Here is a 17,316-nt window from a genome sequence, read left to right as displayed (position 1 = left end):
GCTTTGCTATTTGGCTCCACAACCTGGACTCGAACCAGGGACCCAATGATTAACAGTCATTTGCTCTACCAACTGAGCTATTGCGGAATTGGTGCGTATGTTACTGATTCAAAAAGAGAAGTCAAGCGCGAGGTGGAAAAAACTGCAATTCATCAGGACAGACGGTGGTTTGTCAGCGATTGGCGGTTACCAGAACCGTAGCAGAGGTCTACCATGGCCGCCCGGAAGTGGTAACACGCGCTGCCGGCCATTCGCCGAAAAGGTACGCGCCATGAACCAGACAACCCGCAAAAACCAGGTGTTCGCATGAGCATCGCGCAAATCAGCCTGCCCAAGGGGGTAGGGCCTCACGCCGAGAAACTCTTCGACGCGATCACTCAGGCCAGCACCGCTGAAGAATTGAACCGTGCCGGCGGCAAGGCCGAAGGTTTTGTCCTTGGCCTTGAAAGCGCCAAGGCGATCAAGAGTCAGATCGCCGAATCGCTCTACGTCGCCTATGACGATGCGGCCAGTCAGCGCGCGAGCGAACTGGCTTAACTGCCGAAGGTGATCGTGCCGAGCAGCAATTTGGCGTAGGCCGCAGTCGCCGCCAGTTGCACCAGCCACAAGGCCAGGCCACCGAGAAACACCCCGGCGGCAACTTGCAGCACCAGGCTTTTTTCGCGTTTGGCCGACGCGCGAGGGATGAAGTCATCCAGATCGTCACGGTCGGCGCGCAGGTTGTCGTTCTTCATTTGGCTTCTCACAGAATTCTCGGATGTACACAAAACCCTGTAGGAGTGAGCCTGCTCGCGATAGCGGTGTGTCAGGCAGTGAAGCGTCAACTGATCCGACGCTATCGCGAGCAGGCTCACTCCTACAGTTTTGATTTGTGTGCAGTTTAGAGGGAATGTTGCATTCCTTCGGACAAATAAAAAACGGGAAGCCCAAGGCTTCCCGTTTTTCAACACGCAGCGAAATCAGATGACCTGAACGATCGCATCCGTCACAGCCTTGATGTTGCTCTGGTTCAGTGCAGCCACGCAGATGCGGCCGGTGTCCAGGGCGTAGATGCCGAACTCGTTACGCAGGCGATGCACTTGTTCAGTGGTCAGGCCCGAGTAGGAGAACATCCCGCGCTGACGACCGACGAAGCTGAAGTCGCGGCCCGGGGCTTTCTCTGCCAGCAGATCGACCATCTGCGTACGCATGCCACGAATGCGCAGACGCATTTCGGCCAGCTCGGCTTCCCACTGCGCACGCAGTTGCGGGCTGTTCAACACCGCAGCGACGATGCTTGCACCGTGGGTCGGCGGGTTGGAGTAGTTGGTGCGGATCACGCGTTTGACTTGCGACAGTACGCGCGCGCTTTCTTCTTTCGATTCGCTGATGATCGACAGCGCACCCACGCGCTCGCCGTACAGCGAGAACGACTTGGAGAACGAGCTCGAAACGAAGAAGGTCAGGCCGGACTCAGCGAACAGGCGCACGGCAGCGGCGTCTTCGTCGATACCGTCGCCGAAACCCTGGTAAGCCATGTCGAGGAACGGCACGTGACCTTTGGCCTTGACCACTTCCAGCACGTTGTTCCAGTCCGCCGGGGTCAGGTCGACGCCGGTCGGGTTGTGGCAGCAAGCGTGGAGGATAACGATCGAGCCGTTCGGCAGGGCGTTGAGGTCTTCGAGCATGCCGGCACGGTTAACGTCGTGAGTGGCAGCGTCGTAGTAGCGATAGCTCTGCACCGGGAAACCGGCGGTTTCGAACAGCGCACGGTGGTTTTCCCAGCTCGGGTCGCTGATCGCGACGACGGCGTTGGGCAGCAGTTGCTTGAGGAAGTCGGCACCGATTTTCAGGGCGCCGGTCCCGCCGACGGCCTGCGTGGTGATGACGCGACCGGCGCTGATCAGCGGCGAGTCGTTACCGAACAGCAGCTTTTGCACGGCCTGGTCGTAGGCAGCGATGCCATCGATCGGCAGGTAACCGCGCGAAGCGTGTTGAGCGACGCGAATCGTCTCGGCTTCGATAACGGCGCGCAGAAGTGGAATTCGCCCCTCTTCGTTGCAGTAAACACCCACGCCCAGGTTGACCTTGTCGGTCCGGGTATCGGCGTTGAATGCTTCGTTGAGGCCCAGGATTGGATCGCGGGGTGCCATTTCGACAGCGGAGAACAGGCTCATTATTACGGCGGCTCTGAATGGATAGTGGAGGGACGTGTGGCGCTCCAGCCGAATGCACTAGAGCGGTGCACAAACGGGGAGCTAGTATAGAGGCCATCTGCGAGCAATGGCGACAGGCGAATCGGCTTTTCAGGTAAGTTTTTCCGATTATTTCTCGACCGTTAGTCGATTGGCCATGTCAGAGTCTTTACCGGATGTAGGACGTTTGCCTTGAAAGGTGAGGCAATCGCCACCACATTGAGCACAATCCAGGTTTTTTCTTGCGCGACATCGGTCGTTTGCGGTCGTCCCCGTGGTGCTCCGCTTTGCTCGGAGTACCGCGATCCCAGAGGTGTATATGTCCGAATTCCAGCTCGTCACCCGCTTTGAGCCCGCCGGCGATCAGCCGGAAGCCATTCGCCAACTGGTCGAGGGTATCGAAGCCGGGCTGGCGCACCAGACGCTGCTCGGTGTGACCGGCTCGGGCAAGACCTTCAGCATCGCCAATGTCATCTCGCAGATCCAGCGCCCGACGCTGGTGCTGGCGCCGAACAAAACCCTCGCTGCGCAGTTGTACGGCGAGTTCAAGGCGTTTTTCCCGAACAACGCCGTCGAATATTTCGTTTCCTACTACGACTACTACCAGCCCGAAGCCTATGTGCCGTCGTCCGACACCTTCATCGAGAAGGATGCGTCGATCAACGACCACATCGAGCAGATGCGTTTGTCCGCGACCAAAGCGCTGCTGGAGCGCAAGGACGCGATCATCGTCACCACGGTGTCGTGCATCTACGGTCTCGGTAGCCCGGAAACCTATTTGAAGATGGTCCTGCACGTCGATCGCGGCGACAAGCTCGATCAGCGTGCACTGCTGCGCCGTCTGGCCGACCTGCAATACACCCGCAACGACATGGATTTTGCCCGCGCGACCTTCCGCGTGCGTGGCGATGTGATCGACATTTATCCGGCGGAATCCGATCTTGAAGCGATCCGCATCGAGTTGTTCGATGACGAAGTCGAAAGCATTTCCGCATTCGACCCGCTGACCGGCGAAGTCATTCGCAAGATGCCGCGTTTCACTTTTTACCCGAAGAGCCACTATGTGACGCCACGGGAAACCCTGCTCGATGCCATCGAACACATCAAGGTCGAATTGCAGGAGCGTCTCGAATACCTGCGCAGCAACAACAAGCTGGTCGAGGCTCAGCGTCTGGAGCAGCGCACCCGTTTTGACCTCGAGATGATCCTCGAACTGGGTTACTGCAACGGCATCGAAAACTACTCACGCTATCTGTCCGGCCGTCCGGCCGGCGCGGCGCCGCCTACGCTTTACGATTACTTGCCGGCGGATGCGTTGCTGGTGATCGACGAGTCCCACGTCAGCGTGCCGCAGGTCGGCGCGATGTATAAGGGCGACCGTTCGCGCAAGGAAACCCTGGTTGAATACGGCTTCCGCCTGCCTTCGGCGCTGGATAACCGGCCGATGCGTTTTGACGAGTGGGAAGGGGTCAGCCCGCAGACCATTTTTGTCTCGGCGACACCAGGTAACTACGAAGCCGAACATGCCGGGCGCGTGGTCGAGCAACTGGTGCGTCCGACCGGTCTGGTCGACCCTCAGATTGAAGTGCGCCCGGCGCTGACGCAGGTCGACGATCTGCTGTCGGAAATCTCCAAGCGCGTGGCAATCGAAGAGCGCGTGCTGGTCACCACGCTGACCAAGCGCATGGCCGAAGACCTCACTGATTACCTCGCCGACCACGGCGTGCGTGTGCGTTATCTGCACTCGGACATCGACACCGTTGAGCGCGTGGAGATCATCCGTGACCTGCGTCTCGGCACGTTCGATGTGCTGGTCGGGATCAACCTGCTGCGTGAAGGTCTGGACATGCCGGAAGTGTCGCTGGTGGCGATTCTCGACGCCGACAAGGAAGGTTTCCTGCGTTCCGAACGCTCGCTGATCCAGACCATTGGCCGGGCGGCGCGTAACCTCAATGGCCGGGCGATTCTCTATGCCGATCGCATGACCGGTTCGATGGAGCGGGCGATTGGCGAGACCGAGCGTCGTCGCGACAAGCAAATCGCTTACAACCTGGAAAACGGCATCACCCCGAAAGGCGTGTTCAAGGATGTCGCCGACATCATGGAAGGCGCCACCGTGCCGGGCTCGCGCAGCAAGAAACGCAAGGGCATGGCCAAGGCCGCCGAAGAGAACGCCAAGTACGAAGCCGAATTGCGCTCGCCAAGCGAGATCACCAAGCGCATTCGTGCGCTGGAAGAGAAGATGTATCAGCTGGCGCGGGATCTGGAGTTTGAAGCGGCGGCGCAAATGCGCGATGAGATTGCCAAATTGCGCGAACGCCTATTGGCTGTTTGATCTTCATTGCCTGAGCGGGCCTCTTCGCGAGCAGGCTCGCTCCCACTTTGGATCTGTGTCGTTCACAAAACCCCTGTGGGAGCGAGCCTGCTCGCGAATGGGGCGACTCGGTCTTAATGAGACTCCCCAGCCTTCAACCCTTGTGGCAATTTCTTGGTCAACAATATCGCCAGCATGCTCACCCCCAGCGCAATCCCGACAAAGTGAAACGCATCGTTGTAAGCCATGATCGCCGCCTGCTGATGGACGATCTCACTCAACTTGCCCAGCGCCGCCGTATCACTGCCAAACCGATCCGTCATCGACGCCAGTCGCTCAGCGACCTGCGGATTGGTCGGCACTACCGCTTCACGCAAATAATCAAAATAAGTCTTGGTGCGCGCATCCAGTAATGTCGCGAGCAAGGCAATGCCGATCGCTCCGCCCAGGTTACGCAGGATATTAAAGAGGCTCGACGCCGAGCCCGCATCCTGCGGCAGGATGTAAGCCGTGGCGATCAGCGAAATGGTCACCATGATCAATGGCTGCCCCAGCGCCCGAATAATCTGGATCTGATTGAACTGTGGCCCGGCGAAGTCCGGGTTGAGCACCCCTGACGAAAAACTCGCCAGACCAAACAATCCGAACCCGAGCGTGCACAGCCATTTCGGCGAGACGAACTTCATCAGCTTCGGCACCAGCGGAATCAGGAACAACTGCGGCACGCCCATCCACATGATCACTTCACCGATCTGCAGGGCGTTGTAGTTCTGGATCTGCGCAAGGTACAGCGGCAACAGGTAGATCGAGCCGTACAACCCGACACCCATGCCCAGGCTGGAAATACTCGATAAACCGAAGTTGCGGTTACGCAGAATGCCGAGGTTGATCAGCGGATTCGGTTTGGAGATCTGCACGATCACAAAGGTGATCAGGCTCACCAGCGCAATGCTGCCCAGCGTCACGATCAGGCTCGATTCGAGCCAGTCCTTGCGATGGCCTTCTTCCAGAAATACCTGCAAGCAGCCGAGGCCAATCCCTAGCGTGAGGATGCCGGTGTAGTCGGTGCTTTTGAGCAATTCCCAGTGCGCTTCTTTCTTCTCCAGCCCGTACATCAACCCGGCGATCATGATCAGGCCCGGCGGGATGTTGATGTAGAAGATGTATTCCCAACCCCAGTTTTCCGTAAGCCAGCCGCCCAGCGTCGGGCCGATGGACGGCGCAAAAGTGGCGGTCATGGCAAACATCGCCATGCCTTTGGCGCGGTGGTGTTCAGGGAGTTTGATCAGGGTCAGGGTGAACGCCAGCGGGATCAGCGCGCCGCCGGTGAAACCCTGCATGGCGCGAAAGACGATCATGCTCTCCAGGCTCCAGGCCATCGAGCACAGCAGCGAAGACACCAGAAACCCCAGCGACACCCACACCGCCAGGCGCCGCGCCGAGAGCAACTGCACCAGCCACGCGGTCAGCGGGATCATGATGATTTCCGCGACCAGGTAAGAGGTGGAAATCCACGAGCCTTCTTCCAGCGTCGCCGACAACGCACCCTGAATGTCTTTGAGCGATGAGTTGGTGATCTGGATGTCGAGCACGGCCATGAAGGCGCCGAGCATCACGCTCATCACTGCGATCCAATCGCGCCGGGTCGGTTCGCCGATCGGGCGGATTAGCGAATCACCGGCCATTGTCCGGGGCGTCTTTGATGTTCACGGTGGCGGTGGCGGACATGCCCGGGCGGATTTTGCCGTGCAGCGGGTTGTCGGCCTTGAAGGTCAGTTTCACCGGAATCCGCTGCACGACTTTGGTGAAGTTGCCGGTGGCGTTATCTGGCGGCAGCAGGCTGAACTGTGCGCCGGACGCGGCGAACAGACTGTCGACCCGCGCTTCGATCGGCGTGTCGCCGTAGGCGTCGAAGGTCAGCTCGGCTTTTTGCCCGGGCTGCATGTGACCGATCTGGGTTTCCTTGAAGTTGGCCTGCACCCAGATGTCTTCGTCCGGGACGATCGACAACAGATAAGCGCCTGCCTGCACTACTTGGCCATTGCGCGCGGCACGCTGGCCGACGAGGCCGCTGATCGGTGCGTGGATTTCGCTGCGGGTCAGGTTGAGTTCGGCTTGCGCGAGATCGGCGCGGGCGTTGGCGATCTGTGCATCGAGGCGTTTGATTTCCGCGTTCAAGGCGTTGACCTGTTGGCGCTGACCTTGCGCATCAGCCTGCGCCTTGGCCACTTGCGAGCGGGCAATGTGAGTGTCGGCGGAGAGGGTGGTCACGCGTTCCTCAGAGACATAACCGGGTTTGCGCAGGGTTTCCGCCCGCGACAAATCCATTTGCGAACGGCCCAGCGTCGCTTGCGTGGTCGCCACTTGCGCATCGCTGGCGGCGATCAGGCTCGATTGCTGGGTGAGTTTGCTTTGCGCTTGCAGGCGTTCGGCTTCGCGGGTGGCGAGGGCGGCATTGGCGCGGTCCACGGCCAGATGGAAATCGTTCGGCTCAAGGCGTACCAGCAACTGGCCTTTTTCGACGTGTTGATTGTCCTGCACCAGCACTTCATCGATGCGCGCGCTCAGTTGGCTCGACACACGGGTGATTTCGCCCTGGACATAGGCGTTGTCGGTGCTTTCATAAAAGCGTCCCTTGAAAAACCAATGAGCGAAAAAGCCCCCGGCAATCAGCAGGACGAGCAGCAGGAAAATCAACAGGCGACGCTTGAGTTGGGCAGGCATGGGCAAACTGTAGTCGAGGAATTGTAAGGAAAGTTATCAGCGGCTGAATCTCGCATACAGCCGATAAACGGTAAATGCCCACGGTTGATATTCCGCCATTCACTGCGGCTTACGCGCGTTACAGACGCAAACTTGGCTTAAATGCCCTGTCTGCTGGAGCGGGGCGGGTGTCGCCTGTTACCATTCGCCGCTTGATTGTTTTGCTTTTCATTCTTTTCGAGACATGCCATGACCACCGTCCGCACTCGCATCGCGCCATCGCCTACCGGGGATCCCCACGTAGGTACCGCTTACATCGCATTGTTCAACTACTGCTTTGCCAAGCAGCATGGCGGTGAGTTCATCCTGCGGATCGAAGACACCGACCAGTTGCGTTCGACCCGCGAGTCCGAACAGCAGATCTTCGACGCCTTGCGCTGGTTGGGTATCGACTGGAGCGAAGGCCCGGACGTTGGCGGCCCGCACGGCCCGTATCGCCAGAGCGAGCGCGGCGACATTTACCAGAAGTATTGCCAGCAACTGGTTGAAATGGGCCACGCGTTCCCATGCTTCTGCACCGCTGAAGAGCTGGATCAGATGCGCGCCGAGCAAATGGCTCGCGGCGAAACGCCACGCTACGACGGTCGCGCACTGCTGTTGTCGAAAGAAGAAGTCACGGCCCGTCTGGCGGCTGGCGAACCGCACGTGATCCGCATGAAAGTGCCGAGCGAAGGCGTCTGCGTGGTGCCGGACATGTTGCGTGGCGACGTCGAGATCCCGTGGGATCGCATGGACATGCAAGTGCTGATGAAGACCGACGGCCTGCCGACGTACTTCCTCGCCAACGTGGTCGATGACCACCTCATGGGGATCACCCACGTATTGCGTGGCGAAGAATGGCTGCCATCGGCACCGAAACTGATTCTGTTGTACGAATACTTCGGCTGGGAACAACCGGAGCTGTGCTACATGCCGCTGCTGCGTAACCCGGACAAGAGCAAGCTGTCCAAGCGCAAGAACCCGACTTCGGTAACGTTCTACGAGCGCATGGGCTTCATGCCGGAAGCGATGCTCAACTACCTCGGTCGCATGGGCTGGTCGATGCCGGACGAGCGCGAGAAGTTCTCGCTGCAGGAAATGGTCGACAACTTCGACCTCAAGCGTGTGTCCCTCGGCGGGCCGATCTTCGACATCGAGAAGCTCTCGTGGCTTAACGGTCAGTGGCTGCGTGATCTGCCGGTGGAAGAGTTCGCCAGCCGCTTGCAGACCTGGGCGCTGAACCCGGAATACATGATGAAGATCGCACCGCTGGTGCAGGGCCGCGTTGAAACCTTCAGCCAGGTTGCTCCGCTGGGCGGGTTCTTCTTCGCCGGTGGTGTCAACCCGGATGCCAAGTTGTTCGAATCGAAGAAGCTCTCCGGCGATCAGGTGCGTCAGTTGATGCAGTTGATCCTGTGGAAGCTGGAAAGCCTGCGTCAGTGGGAGAAGGACAACATCACCGCGACGATTCAGGCAGTGGTCGAATCGCTGGAGCTGAAACTGCGTGACGCGATGCCGCTGATGTTTGCTGCGATCACCGGTCAGGCGAGTTCGGTGTCGGTGCTCGATGCGATGGAAATCCTCGGCCCGGACCTGACCCGTTTCCGTCTGCGCCAGGCGATCGACCTGCTGGGCGGCGTGTCGAAGAAAGAAAACAAAGAGTGGGAAAAGCTCCTGGCCGCCATCGCCTGATAGCTTAACCCCCCTGTAGGAGCTGCCGAAGGCTGCGATCTTTTGATCTTGATCTTTAAAAGCAAGATCAAAAGATCGCAGCCTGCGGCAGCTCCTACAGGGGCAGGCTTTATCCCAAGTCCCGGATTTTCGGGAGGAGGGCGGTAAGTGGTTGTTATGCCGACGAAAAGTTTTGATTTTTTTCAAAAATAAGTTTGACAGGCTTTCGATACACCCTTAAGATTCGCCCCGTCCTCAGCGATGACATCAACGATGAGGGGCTATAGCTCAGCTGGGAGAGCGCCTGCATGGCATGCAGGAGGTCAACGGTTCGATCCCGTTTAGCTCCACCAATTTTACACTTCGAGGTCTGGCCACACCGGCCTTGAAGCGATCAACACTCAGCGTTGATCAGTTGTATAGAAGGGTTTGCGTCCCCTTCGTCTAGTGGCCTAGGACACCGCCCTTTCACGGCGGTAACAGGGGTTCGAGTCCCCTAGGGGACGCCAGTTTTACAGAAGTGATATTGCAAGATGTCACTCCGCCGCGAGGCGAAAAATCCGGGGCTTTAGCTCAGCTGGGAGAGCGCCTGCATGGCATGCAGGAGGTCAGCGGTTCGATCCCGCTAAGCTCCACCAATTTTACAAGTTCAAGGTCTGGCCACACCGGCCTTGAATCGATCAGCTCTCAGCACTGATCAGTTGTATAGAAGGTTTGTGTCCCCTTCGTCTAGTGGCCTAGGACACCGCCCTTTCACGGCGGTAACAGGGGTTCGAGTCCCCTAGGGGACGCCACGATTACCCGCTCTGCGGGATTTATAAGGGTCATTCAATTATTGAATGGCCCTTTTGTTTGTCTGGCGTTTGGCCAACTCTCCTTTTTCCTTACACTGTACTTCAGACCAGCGGTCATATTCTTGACTTGCGGAATATTATTATGCGAATAATATTCTAGTCGTAATATTCGGAGGCAACGATGAACGATAAAAAAGCTCAAACCCGCGAACGCATTCTCAAGGCTGCCAGCTCCGCACTGATTCAGCGCGGCCCGGCAGACCCTAGCGTGGGCGAAGTGATGGGCGCGGCCGGCCTCACCGTCGGTGGCTTCTATGCGCACTTCGAAAGCAAGGACGCGATGATGCTTGAAGCGTTCAAGCAATTGCTCGGTCGCCGCCGCGACCTGATTGCCGACATGGACAGCGAACTGACTGGTGAAGAGCGCCGCGCGCTGGTCGCTGCGTTCTACCTGTCGCGCAAGCACCGCGACTCCAGCGAAGCGGCGTGCCCGATTCCTGCTTCCATCGGCGAACTGGGGCGTTTGCCGGATTCGTTCCGCCTCGCGCTGAACGAACACCTGGAGTTGATGGTTGCGCAGTTGGCGGCCAGCCCTGAAGACACCGATAAAGCTTTGGCCGACATGGCCTTGATGGTGGGTGGTCTGGCCCTCGCAAGAGCGCTGGGCCCGGGAGATTTATCCGATCGATTGCTGCGCGCTGCCAAGTCGGCGGTGCGTTGACCTGAAGGCAACAGGCCTGAGGAGAGAGCGATGAGCACGTTGAAATGGGTTCGTGGCGTTAATGGCACCTTGGGCTGGATTGCACCGAAGCGGGTAGCGAGCAAAATGCGTTCGGTATTCATGACGCCGCGCGCGCTGCCGTTGCGCGATTGGGAATTGCCGCTGTTGGCCAATTCCGAGCGGATTACCCTGCGCTTCGGCCTGTCGGCGCTGCGCTGGGGCCAAGGTCCGACCGTGTTGCTGATGCACGGCTGGGAAGGCCGACCGACTCAATTCGCGTCGTTGATCACCGCGCTGGTCGAAGCCGGCTACACCGTCGTCGCACTCGATGGTCCGGCCCACGGTCGCTCGCCGGGGCGTGAGGCCAATGTCGTGCTGTTCGCTCGGGCGATGCTCGAAGCGGCGGCCGAGTTACCGCCACTGCAAGCCGTCATCGGCCACTCCATGGGCGGCGCCAGTGCCATGCTCGCCGTGCAATTGGGCTTGCGCACCGAAACCCTCGTGAGTATTGCCGCGCCGGCGCGCATTCTGGGTGTACTGCGCGGATTCGCCCGCTACATGGGCATGCCGCCGCGAGCGCGCTCCGCGTTCATTCGTCAGGTCGAGCAGGATGTCGGCATGCGTGCCGCCACGCTGGACGTTGCGCACTATCAACTGGATATGCCCGGGCTGATCGTACATGCCGAGGACGACACCTTCGTCTCGGTCAAAGAGTCACAACTGATCCACGAATCGTGGTTCGACAGCCGCTTGTTGCGCCTCGAAGGCGGCGGTCATCAGCGCGTACTCGCCGACCCTCGTGTGATTGATGGAGTGTTATCACTGCTGGCCGGCCGCAGCCTTCAGGCGCGCCAATCGGCGTGAGCTCCGTTACACTGCCCCGGTTGAATACATTGACCGGGAGTGGGGCATGGGCTGGGATCGGGCAACGCCGTTTACCATTGATCTGCAAGTAGGCGCTGAAGACATCGACGGTCTGGGCCACGCGAACAACGCGGTGTACGTGACCTGGCTCGAACGCTGCGCCTGGCGCCACTCGCAGCGTCTGGGGCTGGACCTGGTCGAATATCGGCGGCTGGACCGGGCGATGGCCGTAGTTCGCCATGAAATCGATTATCTGGCGGCGGCCTATGAAGGCGACGAACTGCAATTGGCGACCTGGATCGTCGATTGGGATCAGCGCCTGAAAATGACCCGGCACTTCCAGCTCAAGCGTCCGAGCGACAACACCACGCTGTTGCGCGCGCAGACCACGTTCGTCTGCATCGAACTGTCCACTGGCAGGCCCAAGCGCATGCCGGCTGAGTTTATTGAAGGCTACGGCCCGGCGATCCAAATCCCCGCCTGACCCGATCCCTGTAGGAGCTGCCGCAGGCTGCGATCTTTTGATCTTGATCTTTAAAAAACAACATCAAAAGATCGCAGCCTGCGGCAGCTCCTACAGGGGTTACCGCTTTGTGGCTGCAATCCAGTAAACTGCGGCACGTTTTTTCTTCAAGTAGTGTTTCCCCATGCAAATTGCTCTGGCACCCATGGAGGGGTTGGTCGACGACATCCTCCGCGACGTGCTGACCCGCGTTGGCGGCATCGACTGGTGCGTGACCGAATTCATTCGGGTCAACGACCAGTTGCTCACGCCGGCCTATTTCCACAAGTTCGGTCCGGAGTTGCTCAACGGCGCCCGTACCGCATCCGGTGTGCCATTGCGCGTGCAATTGCTCGGTTCCGACCCGGTCTGTCTGGCGGAAAACGCGGCACTGGCCTGCGAACTCGGCTCTGAAGTGATCGACCTCAACTTCGGTTGCCCGGCCAAGACCGTGAACAAATCCCGTGGCGGGGCGGTGCTGCTCAAGGAGCCTGAACTGCTCAACCAGATCGTCGAGCACGTGCGTCGCGCAGTACCGGCGCACATTCCGGTCACCGCGAAGATGCGCCTCGGTTTCGACAGCCCGGATGGCTCGCTGGTCTGCGCTACGGCGTTGGCCGAAGGCGGCGCCGAACACATCGTGGTTCACGCCCGTACGAAAATGGACGGCTACAAACCGCCCGCACATTGGGAGTGGATTCCGCGCGTACAAGACGTGGTCAAAGTCCCGGTGTTCGCCAACGGCGATATCTGGAGCGTCGAAGACTGGCGCCGTTGCCGCGAAATCAGCGGTGTCGAAGACATCATGCTCGGTCGCGGACTGGTGTCGCGCCCGGATCTGGCCAAGCAAATTGCCGCTGCCCGCGCCGGCGAAGAAGTCATTGAGATGAGCTGGGCCGAGCTGATGCCGTTGATTCAGGACTTCTGGCTGCAAGCCAAGGCGCAGATGACCGCGCGGCAATCGCCGGGCCGTTTGAAGCAATGGCTGGCGATGCTGACGCGCAATTATCCCGAAGCGACCGAGCTGTTCACGGTGTTGCGCCGTGAAACCGAACCCGATCATGTCTCGCGCTTGCTCGGTCTAACGGTCGCTGAAGCGGCCTGAAAAAATCTGTAAATCCGCTGCAAAGAAAGGACGCCAATGGCGTCCTTTTTTATGCTCGCTATTCCAGCATCAATTTCAGATCTTCGAGTGCCATCGGTCGACTGTGCAGATAACCCTGATACAAATGGCAGCCCAAACCTTGCAGGAACGCCAGTTGCTCCGGCGTTTCCACACCTTCGGCAATCACCTCCAGTTCAAGACTGCGCGCCATGGCAACGATGGCGCGGATGATTTCGGCATCGTTCGGATCAGTCGTCGCATCGCGAATAAACGACTGATCGATTTTCAGCGTGTCCACTGGCAGGCGCTTGAGGTAGGTCAGCGATGAGTAACCGGTGCCGAAATCGTCCATGGCGAAACTCACGCCAAGCTTTTTCAAACGACGCATTTTGCTGATGGTGTCTTCGAGGTTCTGGATGACGATGCCTTCGGTGATTTCCAGTTTCAGCAGCGAGCAGGGCAGGCCGTGGCTGGTCATGCTGTGTTCGATGCGTTCGACGAAGTCGTTCTGGCGGAACTGCCGTGGGCTGATGTTGACGCACAGGCTGAAGTTGAACGGATCGACCAGTTTCAGAGCGATCAGTTGCTTGAACGCTTCGCAGGCTTCATCAAGGATCCATGTGCCGACTTCAAGAATCAGCCCGCTGTCTTCCAGCACTTTGATGAACTCGGTAGGCGATTGCGCGCCAAGTTCCGGGTGATTCCAGCGCACCAGCGCTTCGGCGCCGATGATGCGGTTATCCCGCGCGTCGATCTGCGGCTGGAAGTGCACATTGAATTCGCCGCGTGACAACGCCAGGCGCAAGTCGGTCTCCATGCGCAGCCGTTCGCTGGCGGCCTTCTGCATGGTGTTGTGGTACATCTGCGTGGTGTTGCGCCCGGAGTCTTTGGCCCGGTACAGGGCAATGTCGGCGCGTTTGAGCAGGTCGGTCGGGGTCGAGCCGTGGTCGGGAATCAGTGCCACGCCGATGCTCGGCGTCACTTGCAGGCGCTGGCCGTCGAGGAACATCGGCTCCGAGAGCAATTCACGCAGGGTGTCGGCCAGCGAGCGGACTTGCGCGCTGACTTCGTTGCGCGAACCTTCGAGGCCACTGAGCAGCACCACGAATTCATCGCCGCCGAGGCGCGCGACCGTGTCTTCCATGCGCACGCTGGCTTCGAGCCGCGCGGTGATGATCTTCAGCACCGTGTCGCCGACCGGATGGCCGAGCGAATCGTTGATGTGCTTGAAGTGATCGAGGTCGAGAAACAGCAACGCGCCGCGCAGGTTGTGGCGCTTGAGCAAGGCGATCTGCTGGCTCAGGCGATCCATCAGCAGGGCGCGATTGGGCAAGTTGGTCAGCGGGTCGTGGTACGCCAAGTGACGGATCTGCGCTTCGGCGTTTTTCAGCAGGCTGACGTCGCGGGCGGTCAGGAGCAGGCAGGCGGTTTCATTGAGGGTGATCGGCTCGACAGAGACTTCCACGGTCAGCAGTTCACCGCGTTTGTTGCGCCCGAGCATTTCCTGATGATGCACGCGGCCCTTGATCTGCAACTCGGCGAGTAACGCCGAACGCTGTTTCTCTTCGGCCCAGATACCTACCTGATAAACCGTTTTGCCGACGACATCTTCAGCGCGATAGCCAGTGAGGCGGCAGAAGCCGTCGTTGACCTCAAGATATCGGCCGGTGTCGCGCTCGGTGATGGTGATCGCGTCGGGGCTGGAGTGAAACGCCTTGGCGAATTTCTCTTCGCTGGCCTTCAGCGCCGCTTCCGAGCGTTGTTGCTGGGTGATGTCGCGCAGCGTGGTGACGATACACGGCTGGTCGCCGACGCTGATCTGCCGACTGGAAATCACACAGGTCAGCGATTGGCCGTCCTTGTGCTGGACGATGATCGCAACGTTGCTCAAGCCCTGTTCGCGGATCACCCGTTCGATGCGTTGCAGGCTTTTCGCCGAGGCGTCCCACAGGCCGATTTCTTCGGCGGTGTGGCCGATGACGTCGGCAGCGCTCCAGCCGAAGGTCTGGCTGAAACTGGAATTGATCTCGATGAATTCGCCGCTGTCCTGGCGTGTGACGCAAATCGGATCGGGACTGACCTGGAACAGCGTGGCGAATTTTTCTTCCGAGGCCACCAGGCGTTGTTCGCGCTCGACCTGGTCGGTGATGTCGAGCAGCGTGCCGGCCATGCGCAACGGTGCGCCGCTTTCATCGCGGTAGAGGCGGGCGCGGCTTTCCAGATAACGTGAGCTGCCGTCCGGCAGTTGCACGCGATAGGTCAGTTGATAATTGCCTGCCGGGCCTTCGCGCAGGCTGCGGTAGGCGTCGCGCATGCTGTCGCGCTCTTCGCCGGGCACGCCTTCGAAAAACTCGTCGAACGACTCGTGGAACGGTTTTGGCTCCAGCCCGTGCAATTGCGCGGCCCGCGCCGAGCCGTAGAGCATGCCGCTGGGAATATGCCAGTCCCACGTGCCGAGTTGCGCCGAGTCCAGCGCCAGATCGAGACGTTCCTGGCTGTCCTTCAATGCATGTTCGGCGGCTTTGCGTTCGGTGGTGTCGAGGAAGGTGCTGAGCAGATACGGCTGACCTTCGAGCTCGACTTTCTGTGCGCTGAGAATGCCGTCGTGAATCTGCCCGTTGCTGGCGCGAAACTGCACCTCCATGCTGATCAGTTCACCCTTGGCCTTGGTTTTCTTGACCAGTTCGGCGCGTTGCTCCGGGTGCACCCACAGCCCCAGTTCCAGCGTGGTGCGGCCAATCGCGCTCTGCACCGGCCAGCCGAAGAGGCTTTCAAAATACTGGTTGGCTTCGCTGATCAGGCCGTCTTCCTGACGGGTCAGCAGAACCATGTTCGGGCACAGGTGAAACAGTGTGGCGAAACGTTTCTCCGAGCTGCTCAGGGCTTGCTCGCGCTGACGCTGGTGGGTGATTTCACGAATCACCCCGATCATTCGGGGGCGGCCGTTCTTGTCGGGTAACAGGCTGCCATTGATCTCCAGCCAGTGCAGGCTGCCATCCGGCCAGCGAATGCGATGGTGCATCGCCTGTTCCAGCGGGGCGCCGGCGATAACGGCGTGGAAGGCGCGGACGGTTTTTGCGCGGTCTTCCGGCGGCAACAGGTCGAGGTATTCGAGGTCTTCGGGCAACGGTTGGCGCGGATCGAAGCCGAACAAGGCCTGGGTGCCCCGTGACCAACTGATCTGCCCGCGCTCAATGTCCCAATACCAGGCGCCGAGCCGCGCGCCGTTGAGCGCGGCGAGCAATTGCGGCGCACTCTCCCAGCTCTGCTCGGATCGTCGCGGGTCAATGGCCTGAATACGCGGCATCGGCGGAATTCGGTCAACAGATTTCGGCATCGTTAACAGGCCTTGAGCTGATGGTGGCATTAGGCACAGGGGCAGCGGCTCTATAGGAGTAGCACAAGTTGGCCTTAAGTCCCTGGCAGATCGATTTGTGCATCCAGCAAGGCCATAAACGCTCTTGCCGCATTCGATAGCGTCCGTTCAGTGTGCAAGATATAGCCTAGCTGGCGACTGAGCTGTATGCCCGGCAATACGATGCTCGCCACTTGATCGTCGAGCATGGTGCGCGGCAAAACGCTCCAGGCGAGGCCGATCGAGACCATCATCTTGATGGTTTCCAGATAGTTGGTGCTCATGGCGATGTTGGGCGTCAGCCCCTGAGCTTCGAACAAGCGTTGGACAATATGGTGGGTGAAGGTGTTGCCGCCGGGGAAAACCGCCGGATGACCGGCAATGTCGGCCAGACTGACGGCGCCGTTATTGATCAGCGAATGTTCCGGGGCGACCACGAAATCCAGCGGGTCATCCCACACCGGCGTGGCTTTGACCAGCGCGTGAGGTTCCGGCGCGAGGGTAATGACCGCCAGTTCAGCGCGGCCATGGAGAATTTCCTCGTAGGCCACTTCCGAATCGAGGAACTGAATATCCAGCGCGACCTGTGGGTAACGGCGGGTGAACTCCCTTAACAGCGGCGGCAAACGGTGCAAACCGATGTGGTGACTGGTGGCCAGGGTCAGGCGACCGCTGACTTCACCGGTCAGGTTGGTCAGCGCGCGGCGGGTGTCGTCGAGCACGTTGAGAATCTGATACGCCCGTGGCAGCAGGGCGCGGCCGGCCTCGGTCAGACCGACTTCACGGCCGAGCCTGTCGAACAGCCTTACCTTCAATTGTTGTTCCAGCCCGGCGATGCGCTTGCTGATTGCCGGCTGTGTCAGGTGCAAGCGTTCGCCGGCATTGGAGAAGCTGCCGGTCTCGGCAATCGCGATAAAAGCGTTGAGGTTGGCCAGATCCATGTTCGTATTCCAGTTGGTTATCCAAAGCATAAAAAATATGAATTTGAGTTATTTAATCTAACCCCATAGGATCGGCCTCACAAGCCAAAGGGTTATTGAAAAGCCCAGGGCATAGAAACAAGCTGATGAGGAA

Annotated in this window: 13 protein-coding genes and 5 tRNA genes; 11 read left to right on the top strand and 7 right to left on the bottom strand. The window is 59.4% G+C overall.

All coding sequences use genetic code 11. The annotated features are described in order from the left end of the window. Positions 1–11: 11 nt before the first annotated feature. Positions 12–87, bottom strand: a tRNA-Asn gene (locus C2E19_RS19870). A gap of 219 nt (positions 88–306) precedes the next feature. Between C2E19_RS19870 and C2E19_RS19865 the strand changes: the two genes are divergently transcribed. Next, the gene (locus C2E19_RS19865; protein WP_129394728.1) at positions 307–537 is read left to right on the top strand and encodes a hypothetical protein; all 231 of its coding nucleotides are present in this window, start codon (positions 307–309) and stop codon (positions 535–537) included. Here C2E19_RS19865 and C2E19_RS19860 read toward each other — a convergent pair. Together C2E19_RS19860 and C2E19_RS19850 are read right to left on the bottom strand one after the other, a co-directional pair. Next, positions 534–734 (bottom strand): hypothetical protein, encoded by a 201-nt coding sequence (locus tag C2E19_RS19860; RefSeq protein ID WP_102358660.1) that lies wholly within the window; start codon positions 732–734, stop codon positions 534–536. The two genes, C2E19_RS19865 and C2E19_RS19860, sit on opposite strands and share 4 nt — an antisense overlap. Before the next feature lie 225 nt (positions 735–959). Further along, a complete protein-coding gene (locus tag C2E19_RS19850; RefSeq protein WP_129394727.1) occupies positions 960–2,156 on the bottom strand; it encodes an amino acid aminotransferase in 1,197 nt (398 codons plus the stop codon). 337 nt (positions 2,157–2,493) lie between these two features. Between C2E19_RS19850 and uvrB the strand changes: the two genes are divergently transcribed. Next, complete coding sequence (gene uvrB, locus C2E19_RS19845) at positions 2,494–4,509, top strand: excinuclease ABC subunit UvrB (RefSeq protein ID WP_129394726.1); 2,016 nt, start codon at positions 2,494–2,496, stop codon at positions 4,507–4,509. Positions 4,510–4,622: 113 nt separating this feature from the next. Here uvrB and C2E19_RS19840 read toward each other — a convergent pair whose 3' ends face one another. Both C2E19_RS19840 and C2E19_RS19835 read right to left on the bottom strand, forming a co-directional pair. After that, a complete protein-coding gene (locus C2E19_RS19840; protein ID WP_174823974.1) occupies positions 4,623–6,113 on the bottom strand; it encodes an MDR family MFS transporter in 1,491 nt (496 codons plus the stop codon). Positions 6,114–6,162: 49 nt separating this feature from the next. Next, entirely contained in the window at positions 6,163–7,212 is a 1,050-nt protein-coding gene (locus C2E19_RS19835; RefSeq protein WP_129394724.1) for an HlyD family secretion protein, read from the bottom strand. A 228-nt stretch (positions 7,213–7,440) separates the two neighbouring features. On the opposite strand from C2E19_RS19835, the gene gltX reads away from it, so the two are divergent. The 9 genes from gltX (at position 7,441) to C2E19_RS19785 (ending at position 12,887) form a co-directional block, all read left to right on the top strand. Beyond that, positions 7,441–8,922: a glutamate--tRNA ligase gene (gene gltX / locus C2E19_RS19830; RefSeq protein ID WP_129394723.1), complete on the top strand. Its 1,482-nt coding sequence runs from the start codon at positions 7,441–7,443 to the stop codon at positions 8,920–8,922. A gap of 256 nt (positions 8,923–9,178) precedes the next feature. After that, positions 9,179–9,254, top strand: a tRNA-Ala gene (locus tag C2E19_RS19820). Positions 9,255–9,334: 80 nt separating this feature from the next. Next, a tRNA-Glu gene (locus tag C2E19_RS19815) sits at positions 9,335–9,410 on the top strand. Positions 9,411–9,463: 53 nt separating this feature from the next. Next, positions 9,464–9,539 (top strand) — tRNA-Ala (locus tag C2E19_RS19810). Positions 9,540–9,619: 80 nt separating this feature from the next. Continuing rightward, positions 9,620–9,695, top strand: a tRNA-Glu gene (locus tag C2E19_RS19805). A 181-nt stretch (positions 9,696–9,876) separates the two neighbouring features. Then, positions 9,877–10,416: a TetR/AcrR family transcriptional regulator gene (locus C2E19_RS19800; protein ID WP_129394722.1), complete on the top strand. Its 540-nt coding sequence runs from the start codon at positions 9,877–9,879 to the stop codon at positions 10,414–10,416. A gap of 30 nt (positions 10,417–10,446) precedes the next feature. Further along, entirely contained in the window at positions 10,447–11,280 is an 834-nt protein-coding gene (locus C2E19_RS19795) for an alpha/beta fold hydrolase (RefSeq protein WP_129394721.1), read from the top strand. Between the two features lie 46 nt (positions 11,281–11,326). Beyond that, positions 11,327–11,764 carry a thioesterase family protein gene (locus tag C2E19_RS19790; protein WP_129394720.1) on the top strand — a complete coding sequence of 146 codons (438 nt, stop codon included), beginning with the start codon at positions 11,327–11,329 and terminating at the stop codon, positions 11,762–11,764. A 163-nt stretch (positions 11,765–11,927) separates the two neighbouring features. Next, a complete protein-coding gene (locus C2E19_RS19785) occupies positions 11,928–12,887 on the top strand; it encodes a tRNA-dihydrouridine synthase (protein ID WP_129394719.1) in 960 nt (319 codons plus the stop codon). A 58-nt stretch (positions 12,888–12,945) separates the two neighbouring features. On the opposite strand, the gene C2E19_RS19780 is transcribed toward C2E19_RS19785, so the two are convergent. Together C2E19_RS19780 and C2E19_RS19775 are read right to left on the bottom strand one after the other, a co-directional pair. Next, the gene (locus C2E19_RS19780; RefSeq protein WP_129394718.1) at positions 12,946–16,224 is read right to left on the bottom strand and encodes a PAS domain S-box protein; all 3,279 of its coding nucleotides are present in this window, start codon (positions 16,222–16,224) and stop codon (positions 12,946–12,948) included. Between the two features lie 74 nt (positions 16,225–16,298). After that, positions 16,299–17,183, bottom strand: a complete 885-nt coding sequence (locus tag C2E19_RS19775) for a LysR family transcriptional regulator (protein WP_064389123.1) — start codon at positions 17,181–17,183, stop codon at positions 16,299–16,301. Positions 17,184–17,316: the final 133 nt, after the last annotated feature.

It is taken from the genome of Pseudomonas sp. DTU12.3, from assembly GCF_004124275.1.
In the GTDB taxonomy this organism is placed as follows: Bacteria; Pseudomonadota; Gammaproteobacteria; order Pseudomonadales; family Pseudomonadaceae; genus Aquipseudomonas; species Aquipseudomonas helmanticensis.
The sequence above is the reverse complement of the archived record's forward strand: the minus strand, read 5'-3'. Positions and strand labels throughout refer to the sequence as shown.

Excerpts from the sequence above, each read along its gene's own strand:
- C2E19_RS19865 (WP_129394728.1), top strand. The coding sequence starts at position 307 with ATGAGCATCGCGCAAATCAGCCTGCCCAAGGGGGTAGGGCCTCACGCC.
- C2E19_RS19860 (WP_102358660.1), bottom strand. The coding sequence starts at position 734 with ATGAAGAACGACAACCTGCGCGCCGACCGTGACGATCTGGATGACTTC.
- C2E19_RS19850 (WP_129394727.1), bottom strand. The coding sequence starts at position 2,156 with ATGAGCCTGTTCTCCGCTGTCGAAATGGCACCCCGCGATCCAATCCTG.
- uvrB (WP_129394726.1), top strand. The coding sequence starts at position 2,494 with ATGTCCGAATTCCAGCTCGTCACCCGCTTTGAGCCCGCCGGCGATCAG.
- C2E19_RS19835 (WP_129394724.1), bottom strand. The coding sequence starts at position 7,212 with ATGCCTGCCCAACTCAAGCGTCGCCTGTTGATTTTCCTGCTGCTCGTC.
- gltX (WP_129394723.1), top strand. The coding sequence starts at position 7,441 with ATGACCACCGTCCGCACTCGCATCGCGCCATCGCCTACCGGGGATCCC.
- C2E19_RS19800 (WP_129394722.1), top strand. The coding sequence starts at position 9,877 with ATGAACGATAAAAAAGCTCAAACCCGCGAACGCATTCTCAAGGCTGCC.
- C2E19_RS19795 (WP_129394721.1), top strand. The coding sequence starts at position 10,447 with ATGAGCACGTTGAAATGGGTTCGTGGCGTTAATGGCACCTTGGGCTGG.
- C2E19_RS19790 (WP_129394720.1), top strand. The coding sequence starts at position 11,327 with ATGGGCTGGGATCGGGCAACGCCGTTTACCATTGATCTGCAAGTAGGC.
- C2E19_RS19785 (WP_129394719.1), top strand. The coding sequence starts at position 11,928 with ATGCAAATTGCTCTGGCACCCATGGAGGGGTTGGTCGACGACATCCTC.
- C2E19_RS19780 (WP_129394718.1), bottom strand. The coding sequence starts at position 16,224 with ATGCCGAAATCTGTTGACCGAATTCCGCCGATGCCGCGTATTCAGGCC.
- C2E19_RS19775 (WP_064389123.1), bottom strand. The coding sequence starts at position 17,183 with ATGGATCTGGCCAACCTCAACGCTTTTATCGCGATTGCCGAGACCGGC.